8 protein-coding genes are annotated in these 11,780 nt (G+C 67.5%); 1 reads left to right on the top strand and 7 read right to left on the bottom strand.

Going from position 1 to position 11,780, the window contains the following annotated elements:
- Positions 1–143: 143 nt before the first annotated feature.
- Positions 144–1,421 (bottom strand): MFS transporter, encoded by a 1,278-nt coding sequence (locus tag L6D75_RS26855; protein ID WP_176514135.1) that lies wholly within the window; start codon positions 1,419–1,421, stop codon positions 144–146.
- A 155-nt stretch (positions 1,422–1,576) separates the two neighbouring features.
- On the opposite strand from L6D75_RS26855, the gene L6D75_RS26850 reads away from it, so the two are divergent.
- Complete coding sequence (locus L6D75_RS26850) at positions 1,577–2,452, top strand: AEC family transporter (protein WP_176514133.1); 876 nt, start codon at positions 1,577–1,579, stop codon at positions 2,450–2,452.
- A 68-nt stretch (positions 2,453–2,520) separates the two neighbouring features.
- Here L6D75_RS26850 and L6D75_RS26845 read toward each other — a convergent pair whose 3' ends face one another.
- The 6 genes from L6D75_RS26845 to uvrA form a co-directional block, all read right to left on the bottom strand.
- Entirely contained in the window at positions 2,521–3,153 is a 633-nt protein-coding gene (locus L6D75_RS26845) for a hypothetical protein (RefSeq protein ID WP_176514131.1), read from the bottom strand.
- Positions 3,154–3,304: 151 nt separating this feature from the next.
- Positions 3,305–5,728, bottom strand: coding sequence for a TonB-dependent receptor (locus L6D75_RS26840; protein WP_176514130.1), 2,424 nt, complete (start codon positions 5,726–5,728; stop codon positions 3,305–3,307).
- 87 nt (positions 5,729–5,815) lie between these two features.
- Entirely contained in the window at positions 5,816–6,769 is a 954-nt protein-coding gene (locus L6D75_RS26835; RefSeq protein WP_176514128.1) for a FecR domain-containing protein, read from the bottom strand.
- Positions 6,766–7,275: a sigma-70 family RNA polymerase sigma factor gene (locus L6D75_RS26830; protein WP_176514126.1), complete on the bottom strand. Its 510-nt coding sequence runs from the start codon at positions 7,273–7,275 to the stop codon at positions 6,766–6,768. The genes L6D75_RS26835 and L6D75_RS26830 overlap by 4 nt, the downstream gene beginning before the upstream one ends.
- A 93-nt stretch (positions 7,276–7,368) precedes the next feature.
- A complete protein-coding gene (locus L6D75_RS26825) occupies positions 7,369–9,123 on the bottom strand; it encodes an L-lactate permease (RefSeq protein ID WP_176514124.1) in 1,755 nt (584 codons plus the stop codon).
- A 158-nt stretch (positions 9,124–9,281) separates the two neighbouring features.
- On the bottom strand, positions 9,282–11,780 hold a 2,499-nt coding region (gene uvrA / locus L6D75_RS26820), incomplete at its 5' end, for an excinuclease ABC subunit UvrA (protein ID WP_176514122.1).

The raw sequence follows: 11,780 nt of genomic DNA, 5'->3' as shown, positions 1-11,780 counted from the left end.
GCGCTTTGGTGAAGGGGTGGGGCGAGGTCTCCCACGGTCTGTACTGCGGCTAACAGTCAGAATCGGCTTTGTCGTCCCACCACCCCTTCGAGTATCACCATACAAGCCGGCTTGCCGGCGATAGGGCTGTGCAACAGCCCCACTCAATGAGCGGGCGTGTCCACCGGCTCCAGCGGCGGATGCTCCTGCGCCGCATGCATCAGGTCCTCGGTCACCCGCAGCTCGGCCCCGGTCGGCGAGAAGGTGGTCGAGGCGGTGAACGGCGCCGGGTGTTCGGCCGCCGGGCGCTTGCCGCGGCGCCACAGGAAGAAGCACACCATGCCTAGGTTGACCACTGCAAAGGCCCAGAACAGCCCCGGCTCGCCAAACTCGGTCATCACCGGCGAAATCGCCAGCGGCGCCATCGCCGAACCCAGCGAGTTGATCAACAGCAGGCCCTGGATCATCGGCACCAGCGCATCCGACGGCGCCCGGTCGGCCGCATGGCTGACCGCCACCGGGTACAGGGCGAACACCCCGCCGCCGAGCAAGAACAGCATCGCCGGCAGCAACGCCGAGTGCGAAGGCAGGAACACCGTGACCAGCGACAGCACCACGCACAGCGCGGCCAGGGCGATCAGCACATCCTGGCGGTCCTTGCGGTCGGACCAGCGGCCCACCGGGTACTGCAGCAGCATCGCGCCGAGGATCACCCAGGCCATCATGCTGCCCACTTCACCCACGTCCAGGCCGATGCGCTGCAGGTACAGCGGCAGCAGGGCATAGATGCCGGCGATCGCCACCCCCGAGCCGAAGCAGCCGACCAGCCCCGACGGCGCCACGCCGAGCAGTTGGCGCGGCTTGAGCGGCTCCACCTGCTCCAGCAGCGGCGATACCCGCGGCAAGATCACGATCGGCAGCACCGACAACGCGGCCAGCATGCCGGCCAGCATGAACGGCGCGCTGTCGTTGAGGTTGGCGATCACGCCAAGGCCGGCCTGGGCGATCACCCCGGCGCCGTAGAAGGCGATCATGTACAGCGCCAGCAGGCGACCGCGGATCTTCGCGTCGCCCGCCAGCAGCAGCCAGCTCTCGATCACCAGGAACACGCCCACCGCCGCCCAGCCGTTGATCAGGCGCAGGATCGACCACCAGGTGGTGTCGTAGAACAGCCCCTGCAGCAGGATGGTGGCGGCGATCAGCGCGGCGAAGCTGGTGTAGGCGCGGATATGGCCGATGCGCAGGATCAGCCGGTCGTTGAACACCGCGCCCAGGGTCAGGCCGATGAAGTAGCTCGACGACACGATGCCGATGGTGGTCGCCGATTCGCCGGCAGCGCCCAGGCGCAGGGTGGTCAACGAAGACATGAAGCCGTTGCCCAGGGCAATGATGAACAGCCCGAGCAGGGGTGCCAGCGCCATGGCCAGCAAACGCGGAGACATAAAAACCTCAAAAAGGGGAGTTGCGCAGTGGCCGGCGGCGCGGCACAGGGGAAAAGGAGGCGCGATTCTAAGGCCAGGCAAGCTTTTCCCCAAGGGGCAAGGCCCTGCGGCATAATGACGCTTTTGCGCAACTGACCCAGGGAAGGCAAAGGTTTATGTTCGCTTCGCTGTTCGCGGTGCTGGCACCGGTGTTCATCGTCGCCGGTATCGGCTATGGATGGGCCCGCACGGCGCAGGATTACCCCACCCAGTTCATTGCCCGCATGGTCATGACCGTCGGCACCCCGGCCCTGGTGCTGGCGACCCTGAACCGTACCCAGCTCGACCCCGCCGCCTTCACCAGCATGGCCCTGGCCTGCCTGCTGTGTACCTTGGGCATGGCCGTGGCGGGGTTGCTGGTCTGCCGGCTCAGCCGCCAGGACTGGCGGGTGCTGCTGCCCGGCTTCATGTTCCCCAACACCGGCAACATGGGCCTGCCGATCAGCCTGTACGCCTTTGGCGAGCACGGGCTGGCGCTGGCCATGGCGTTTTTCCTCGGCCTGTCGATCGTGCAGTTCACCGTCGGCATGGCCATTGCCGGCACGGCGTCCTCGTTCAAGGCACTGCTGCGCAATCCCATCGTCATCAGCCTGGCCCTGGCCTTGCCGATGATTTTCTTCGACATCCACTTGCCCCGCTGGCTGGCCAACACGGCAGACCTGCTCGGCGGCATGTGCATCCCCTTGATGCTGCTGACCCTGGGCGTGTCGCTGGCCAGCATTCGCCCGCAGCACATCGCCAGCGGCCTGTTGCTGGGCGGCGTGCGGATCGTGCTGGGGGCAGGGGTGGGCTGGGCGGTGGGCGTGGCCCTGGACCTGGAACAGCTGCAGCGGGCGGTGCTGATGGTGCAGTCGGCGATGCCGGTGGCGGTGTTCAACTACCTGATGGCGGTGAGGGCCAACCGTGCGCCGGAGCAGGTGGCGAACCTGGTGATGTGTTCGACGCTGCTGTCGTTTGCCTGGTTGCCGCTGGTGCTGGCCTGGTGGATGTGACCCCGTACCGGCCCCCACAAGGCCTGTGGGAGCCGGCTTGCCGGCGATGGGGCCAGTGAAGGCCTAGCTCATTTGGCGAACAGGCGCTCGTGCACCCACCCTTGGTTGGTCAGCACCATCACCCGCTTTTCCCTGGCCGGCGTGTCGTGGGTGGCAACGGCCTTGCCCAGGTCGCGAATATTGGCCTTCACTTCTTCATTGCCCGCCCAGTCCGGCAGCCCGGTGATCTTGTAGGCATAGGTCACGTCGGAAATGGTCCGGCCCATCATCTCGCCCGGCTCGCTGAACTGCTCGATCGCCGTCACCTGGGCCTTGCCGAAGCACAGCCCGCCGCGGGTGCTGCCGTTGAGCATCTTCTGCGCGTCGGCCTTGTAGAGCTTGCGGCCTTCGTCGGTGAGGTCGTAGGCGTAGTAGATGTCGGTGCGCGCCGGTTGCCACAGGCGTTCGGGAATTTCCACGCGGGAGATTTCCCGTTCGCTGACGATGCCGACCTTGGCCAGGGCATGCAGGGCCTTGTTGGTGCCGGTGACATCGAAATCCTGGGTCTTGGTGGGGAAGTTGCTGACCACGAAGCAGTGGGGGTACTGGGTATCGAGGTAGGCCTGGGCGGCTTTGTGGAAATTGGCCTCGCTGGCGTCCTTGGTGTCCGAGCAGCCGGCCAGGGTGGCCAGCAGTGCCAGCGGTACGATCTTCCTGTGCATGATCAAGCGTCCTTGGATTGCGCGGTGGGCGGCATTAGAACCCACGGGCTAGAGCGGCGCAATCGTGGCAGGACGGCATCTCGACCGGGTTCACAAAAGATCTGCCCGGGCCTTGTCGCCGGCTTGCCGGCGATGAGGCCGGAACAGGCCATCAGAAATCTACACTGGCCGACACCCGCAACACCCGCGGAGTGCCCTGGGTCAGGTAATTGTTCGAGGTCGACGCCGAAGCCCAGTACGCCTTGTTGGCCACGTTCTCGACATTGGCGCGCAGGGTCACCTGCTTGTCATCCACCTTGAAGCTGTACCGCCCGCCCAGGTCGACCCGCGTCCAGGCCGGGATGCTCAGGCTGTTGTCGGTATTGACGTACTGCCCACCGGTACGCAGCACCCGGGCACTGAGCGCAGCCCCCGCGATACCCGGCACATCCCAGTCCGCCCCGAGGTTGTACTGGAAGCGCGGCACGCCCGGTGCGCGGTTGCCGTCGTTGCGGCCATTGGCGGTGTTGTCCAGCTCGATGTGCATGAACACCGCGCCCGTGAGCAGGCGCAGGCCATCGATCGGCTCGCCGAACACATTCAGCTCGACGCCCTTGTTCACCTGCTCGCCATCCATGCTGAAGGTGTCCTTGGTTTCGCCCGGCGCACGGAAGGTGGTGCTGTTGGGCTGTTCGATGCGGTACACGCCCAAGGTCGCGCCAAAGCTGTTCCAGTCCAGCTTCACCCCAGCCTCCACCTGCTTGCTGCGCCTGGGCGGGAACACTTCGTTGGCGTTGCTCACGCTGGACGGCGCGGTCGGGCCCTGGGCCAGGCCTTCGATGCGGTTGGCGTAGAACGACACATGCTCCCAGGGCTTGAGCACCAGGCCATACACCGGCGTGGTCACAGATTCGTCGTAGTTGGCATTGCGCACGCCGGTGGCAGTGGCCCAGCCGTCGACGCCGATCGACTGCCGGCGCACGCCCACGGTCAGCAGGACGCGGTCGTCGAGAAAGCCCAGGGTGTCGGACACCGCCGCGCTCTTGATGCGGTTCTTGCCGACGATGCGCGGGTCGTGCAGGTCGCTGCCGGAGTAGGTGTTGGTCGGGCGCGGCACCTTCACCGGGTGATACAGGTTGGAGTCGAAACGGTTGGCCGCGGTGATCGCCTGGTAGGCCGAGCGCTGTTCGCCCCACATCCCCGACAGGCCGAAGTTGATCCGGTGGCTGACCGGCCCGGTGGCGAAGCGGCCGTTGAGGCCGGCCATGGCGCTCTTGTTGTCCTCGTCGTGGGGCGGATAGAGGTAGCCGCCGCGTGCCGTGCCGTTCTCGTCGCTGACGTACAGCGAGGAATACTCGCCGTTCTCGCGGGTGTGCTTGGCGCCGGCGCCGGCGTAAAGCGTCCAGTTGTCGTCCAGGTCGTACTCGGCGTTGAGCATGCCATAGGTGTCTTCGAGCTGCGACCAGGTCCAGTCCTGGGAATAGTTGTCGCGTGCCGAGGGCGCATGGGGCACCTTGCTGCCGGTGGGGTAGATCACCGCGCGGCCCTGGTTGATGCGCTCCTTCTGGTAGCCAAGGTCGGTGGACAGGCGCAGGCGTTCGCCGCGGTAGTCCAGGGCCACGGCAACCAGGGTGGAATGCTGTGCTTCGTCGTGCACGCCGGTGCCGCCGTCATGCTGGGCCAGGTTGATGCGCGCGCCGAAGCGATTGTCTTCGCCAAAGCGCTTGCCCAGGTCGAGATGGCCGCCGATGTTGGCGCCCGTGGCGTAGTCGAAGGTGACGTGGCGGGTCGGGGTGTCCTCGGCGCGCTTGGGCACCAGGTTCACCGCGCCGCCAATGCCACTGCCCTGGGGCGCGACGCCATTGAGGAAGGCATTCGGGCCCTTGAACACCTCGACCCGCTCCAACGCCTCGGTGGTGACGATCTGCCGCGGCAGCACGCCGTACAGGCCGTTGTAGCTGATGTCGTCGGTGTTCAGCGGCAAGCCGCGAATGGTGAACACCTGGGAGAAGTTGCCAAAGCCGGCCGACTGGCGCACGGCCGCATCGTTCAGCAGCACGTCGCCGAGGGTGCGCGCCTGCTGGTCGGCGATGGTCTTGGCGGTGTAGCTGGTGACGCTGAACGGTACGTCGCTGATCGGCTGGTCACCCAGCACGCCCAGGCGGGCGCTGCGGGCGACCTGGCCGCCTTGCCAGGTGTCGCTGCTGGCCGCCAGGTCGCTGTTGATGGTGGTGGCGCCCAGCTCCAGGGCATCGCCCAGTTCCACTGCCGGGGCCAGGGTGTAGCCGCCGCTGTCGGTGGCGATCAGGCTGTAGCCGCTGCCGGCGAGCAGGTGGGCGAAGCCGTCCGCCACGCTGTAGCTGCCGTCCAGGCCCTGGCTTTGCGCGCCCTTGAGCAGCGCCGGGTCGAACGACAGCGGCACCCCGGCGCTGGCGGCGAAGCGCGCCAGCACATCGGCCAGCGGGCCGCCGGCGATGTGGTAGCTGCGCGCGCTGGCGGCAGGTTCGGCGGCCAGCAGCAGGGGCGCCGGGGCGAGGGTGCCGAGGGCCATGGCCAGGCTCAGGGCTTTGAGGCGCAAGTGGGGGCGAGGCGTCATGCGAGGGTCCTGTGGGAGCAGAAAACGTGGGTTCTGCACTCATCACCGGACGACGCAGGAAAAGGTATCAGGCAACGGCAATAATTTTCACACCCTGGGCTCGACCGTCACCCAATAGCGGGTCAGGCCGTGGATCGCCACCGGCAGGGTCTCGCCGAGCAAGCGCAGGCTGGCGTCGCTGTCGGTCACGGGGAAGGCGCCCGAGACGCGCAAATCGGCCACCGCCGGGTGGCAGCGCAACAGCCCAGGGCGATAGCGGCCAAGCTCCTGCAGCAGGTCGGCCAGGCGCATGCCGCGGGCCAGCAGCATGCCGTGCTGCCAGGCCAGGGCGTCGCTGTCCAGCGCCATGGCCGGCTGCACCCGGGTGGCATCGAAGGCGCTGCGCTGGCCGGCCTGCAGCAGAAGATGGCCGCTGCCGTGCAGGGGCTGCGCATCCACCGCGCCTTCGAGCACGGCCACGCGGGTCAGCGGGCCGTCCAGGCGCACGCTGAAGCGCGTGCCCAGGGCTTGTGCCTGGCCGTGCAGGGTACGCACCCGCAGTGGCCGGGCATCCTTGGCAGTGGTGACGAGGATTTCGCCGGCCAGCAGCTCGATGTGCCGCGCCTGGGCGTTGAAGTCGATATTGATGGCACTGTCGGTGTTCAGCAGCACCTGGCTGCCATCGGCCAGGGTCAGCGGGCGTTGCTCGCCGACCGCCGTGCGGGCGTCGGCGCGCCATTGCTGCCAGGGCGTTTCGCGCCAGGCCAGCCACGCCGCTGGCGCCCCCAGCAGCAACAGGCCCAGGCGCTGCATGGCCTGGCGCCGGCTGACGCTGCCTTGCTGGCTCAGGCGGCGCAGGGTTTGCCCGGCAACCGGCGTGGGCAGGCGGCGGAAATCGCCGAGCAGCGCCTCGGCGCGCTGCCAGGCCTGGGCATGCTCGGCGCTGCGCTGGCACCAGGCCTGGACGGCGCGGTGGTCGTCCTCGGTGGCGCTGCCCGACTGCAATTGCACCAGCCAGTCGGCGGCCTCGCCGAGGATGTGCGGGTCGATGCGCGGGTTCATGCATCCAGGCTCAGGCAGGCCAGGAAGGCCGTGCGCATGTCACGTTTGACGGTAATCAGCGATACGCTCAGCTGCTCGGCGATTTCGCCGTAGGTCAGGCCATCGAGCTGCGACAGCAGGAACACCTGGCGCACCCGTGCGGGCATTTCCCGCAGCATGGCGTCGACGCGGTACAGGGTTTCCAGGATCAGCCAGCGGGTTTCCGCTGATGGCACCTGAGGCTCGGGCAGGTGGGCGATGGTCTCAAGGTAGGCGCGCTCGACGTCCTGGCGCCGCCAGCGGTCGACCAGCAGGCCCTTGGCGATGTGGGTGAGCAAGGCCCGCGGCTCGCTGCCAAAACCCGCCGTGGCCTGGCGGCCGAGCAGGCGCACGAAGGTGTCGTGGGCCAGGTCCGCGGCATCGCAGGCATTGCCCAGCTTGCGCCCCAGCCAGCCCTGCAGCCAGCTGTGGTGCTCGGTGTACAGCGTCTTGACCTGCAGGTTCAGGGTGGGGTCGGCGGGCGGCATGGGGAATGAGGTTGTAATTAAGAATGGATCGCATTCTAATCACCTGACCCCATCGCCGGCAAGACGGCGATGGGGCCAATACCCGTCAGCGCATCAACCACCCACCACCATCGAGGTGAACGGCGCCACATACGCCTGCAAGGTCACCAGGCAACCCACCAGAATCGCCAGGATGATCGAGTGGAAGAACACGTAGCGCAGGATTTCACCCTCATGCCCATACCAACGGGTAGCCGTGGACGCCACCACGATCGACTGCGCATCGACCATCTTGCCCATCACGCCACCGGAGCTGTTGGCCGCCGCCATCAGCACCGGGCTCAGCCCCAGCTGCTCTGCCGTCACCCGCTGCAGCCCGCCGAACAGCACGTTGGACGCCGTGTCCGACCCCGTCAGCGCCACCCCCAGCCAGCCGAGCAGGGTGCCGAACATCGGGTAGAAGATGCCGGTGGCGGCGAACGCCAGCCCCATGGTCGCGTCCAGCCCCGAGTAGCGCGTGAGAAAGCCCAGCGCCAGCATGGCGACGATGGTGATCAGCGAATAGCGCACCACCCACAGCGTGCGCAGGTACTGGCGCCCCAGTTCCAGCGGCGAATAGCCCATCAGCAACCCGCCGAGAATCGCCGCCAGCAGGATGCCGCTGCCGGTGGCGGTGAACCAGGTGAACTTGTACTGGGCGTCTTCTTTCTTCGGCGCCGGTACCACTGGCGGCACCTTCTCGATGTGCTGGTGGATGGTGTCGAAGGTGAATACCGGGGCGAACACCGGGTTGGCCTCGCGCAGCGGCTTGCCCTGCGGGTCGAGCATGGCCGCGCCGCTGGCCGGGTCGATGGCTGCGCGGGTGTCGAACAGGTTCTTGAAGCTCGCCGTGCCCCAGGCGAACACGAACACGGTGAGGATGATCCACGGCATCCACGCCTTGAGCACGCTGCGCTGGTCACGCTGGGCGAAGGCGGCGTTGCTGCCGGGGCGGTCGTCGGCCTCGACCTTGGAGTTGTCCACGCGCCCGGTCAGCGCCGCCGAGGTGTGTACCGTGCCGGGCTTCCACACCCGCAGGAAGGCGGTGAGGCAGGCCATGGAAATCAGCGCGGCGATCACGTCCACCAGCATCGGCCCATGGAAGTTCGACACCAGGAACTGTGGAATCGCGAAGCTCACCCCGGCCACCAGGATCGCCGGCCAGATCTCCAGCATCTTGCGCCAGCCGGCGAAGGCCCAGATCAGCCAGAACGGCACGATCACCGAGAAGAACGGCAATTGCCGGCCGACCATGGCCGACAGCTCCATTTCATCCAGCCCGGTGACCTTGGCCAAGGTGATGATCGGCGTGCCCAAGGCACCGAAGGCCACCGGCGCGGTGTTGGCGATCAGCGCCAGGCCCGAGGCTGCCAGCGGCGAGAAGCCCAGGCCGATGAGAATCGCCCCGGTCACCGCCACTGGCGTGCCGAAGCCCGCCGCGCCCTCGAAGAAGGCGCCGAAGCAGAAGGCGATCAGCAGCAGCTGCAGGCGGCGGTCATCGGTGATGCGTGCCAGTGAGTCCTGCAGCACCTTGAACGAGCCGTTCTCGGTGGTGAGCCGGTGCAGGAAGATGATGTTGAGCACGATCCAGCCGATCGGCAGCAAGCCGTTGGCCGCCCCGTACAGCGCGGCGGAGCCGGCCATGCTGGCCGGCATGCCGAAGGCGAAGATCGAGATCAGCAATGCCGAACCCAGGGCGAGCAGGGCGGCGATGTGGGCTTTGATATGAAAGAAGGCCAGTGCGGCCAGCATCACCACCACCGGGATGGCGGCCATGAGGGTGGAGAGCCAGGGGCTTGCGAACGGGTCGTAGATTTGCTGCCAGACCATTTGCCACCTCGATTGTTGTTTTGTGAGGTTTCGCGTTTTTGGGCAGGTTGGCATGCAGGGATGCCAGGGGAAGTATAGGAAGGATTTTGTCCGAGGTTGATGTTCCGGCAATACCGGCCCTTTCGCGGGCTTGCCCCGCGAAAGGGCCGCTACAGCCGCTACAAGGCCCTCTCCAGAAACGCGGCCGTGCGGCTGTCACCCCATCGGGCAACTTCCTCAGGAGGCCCGCTCACAACAACTTTGCCCCCTGCATCCCCAGCCCCCGGCCCGATATCGATCACCCAGTCGCTCTGCGCCACCACGCGCATGTCATGCTCGACCACCACCACACTGTGCCCGCTGTCCACCAGCCGGTTGAGCTGCACCAGCAGCCGGTCGATGTCCTGCGGGTGCAGGCCGTTGGTGGGCTCGTCCAGCACGTACAGGGTGGCGCCCCGGGCCATGCGCTGCAGCTCGGTGGCCAGCTTGATGCGCTGCGCCTCGCCGCCGGACAGCTCGGTGGCCGGCTGGCCCAGGCGTAGGTAGCCCAGGCCGATGTCCTGCAGCACCTGCAGGCAACGCCGCGCCGGTGGCTGCTCGGCAAACACCTGCAGCGCCTGGTCGACGGTCAGCTGCAGCACCTGGGCGATGGTCATGCCTGCCCAGGTCACGGCCAGGGTCTGGGGGTTGTAGCGGGCGCCATGGCACGTCGGGCAGGGTGCATAGACGCTGGGCATGAACAGTAGCTCGACGCTGACGAAGCCTTCGCCCTCGCAGTTTTCGCAGCGGCCCTTGGCAACGTTGAACGAGAAGCGCCCGGCATCGAAGCCCTTTGCCTTGGCCTGCTCGGTGGCGGCAAACAGCTTGCGCACGTGGTCGAACAGGCCGGTGTAGGTGGCCAGGTTGGAGCGTGGCGTGCGGCCGATGGGCTTCTGGTCGACCTGCACCAGGCGCTTGATGTGCTCAAGGCCCGCGCTCACGTAGCCGCTGCCGAGCTGCTCGGGTTCATCTTCCAGGCTCTGCTCTTCGGCCTCGGCGCGTTGTTCGGCGTGGCCCAGGTGGGCGCCGACCAGCTCCAGCAAGGCCTGGCTGACCAGGCTCGACTTGCCCGACCCGGAAACCCCGGTGACCGCGGTGAAGCAACCCAGTGGAAACTGCGCGCTGAGCTCGCGCAGGTTGTTGCGGCTGATGCCCTCGAGCTGCAGCCACGCTTGCGCCTGGCGCGCTGTGCGACGGGCGGGCCGGGCCTCGGCGAACAGGTAGGCGGCGGTACGCGAGGCCGCCACCTGGGCAAGGCCCGCGGGGGGGCCGCTGTACAGCACCTGGCCGCCGTGCTCGCCGGCCGCCGGGCCGACGTCCACCAGCCAATCGGCGCGGCGCATGGTGTCCAGGTCGTGTTCCACCACATACACCGAGTTGCCCGCCTGCTTGAGCCGCTGCAAGGCCTCGAACAGCGCCTCGCTGTCGGCGGGGTGCAGCCCCGCCGAGGGTTCGTCCAGCACATAGATCACGCCGAACAGCTGCGAGTTGAGCTGGGTGGCCAGGCGCAGGCGCTGCAGCTCGCCGGACGACAAGGTCGGCGTGCTGCGCTCCAGGGCCAGGTAGCCCAGGCCAAGGTCGATCAGGGTGTCGATGCGCTCGAGCAGCTCGACACTGATGCGCTGGGCGGCCAGGCGCTTTTCCAGGGTCAGGTTGTCGTCGTGCTGCTCCAGGTAGCCGTGCGCCGAAACCTTGCGAAACACCTCGGCCAAGGCCTGCAGCGGCAGGCGCGAGAGTTCGCCGATGTCACGCCCGGCGAACGTCACCTGCAGCGCCTCGCGCTTGAGCCGCTTGCCCTGGCACAGCGGGCAGGGGCTGGGGCGCATGAACTGGGCGACGCGCTTGCGCATTTGCGCGCTCTGCGAATGCATGAAGGTGTGCAGCACATAGCGCCGCGCACCGCTGAAGGTGCCCTGATAGCTGGGTTCGAGCTTGCGCTTGAGCGCGGCGCGGGTCTGCGCCGGGGTGAGGCCGGCGTACACCGGCACGGTCGGCGTTTCTTCGGTGTAGAGGATCCAGTCGCGTTGTGCCTGGGGCAAATCGCGCCAAGGGACATCCACGTCATAGCCCAGGGTCACCAGGATGTCGCGCAGGTTCTGCCCCTGCCAGGCCATCGGCCAGGCCGCCACGGCCCGCTCGCGGATGGTCAGCGACGGGTCCGGGACCATGCTCGCCTCGGTCACCTCGTAGACCCGGCCCAGGCCATGGCACTCAGGGCAGGCGCCTTGCGGCGTGTTCGGCGAGAAGTCCTCGGCATACAGCATCGGCTGGCCGGGCGGATAGCTGCCGGCGCGCGAGTAGAGCATGCGGATCGAGCTGGACAGGGTGGTGACGCTGCCCACCGAAGAGCGCGCGCTGGGTGTGCCGCGCTGCTGTTGCAGGGCCACGGCCGGGGGCAGGCCTTCGATGGCGTCCACGTCCGGCACCCCGACCTGGTCGATCAGGCGCCGGGCATAGGGCGCGACCGACTCGAAATAGCGGCGCTGGGCTTCGGCATAGAGAGTGGAGAAGGCCAGCGAGGATTTGCCCGAGCCGGAGACGCCGGTGAACACCACCAGGGCATCGCGCGGGATGTCGACGTCGATGTTCTTGAGGTTGTGCTCGCGGGCGCCACGGACGCGGATGAAGCCGGGTGGGGT

This window comes from Pseudomonas faucium (assembly GCF_021602585.1).
GTDB classification, from domain to species: Bacteria; Pseudomonadota; Gammaproteobacteria; order Pseudomonadales; family Pseudomonadaceae; genus Aquipseudomonas; species Aquipseudomonas faucium.
Note: the sequence above shows the minus strand (reverse complement) of the source record. Positions and strands in the feature narration are given on the sequence as shown.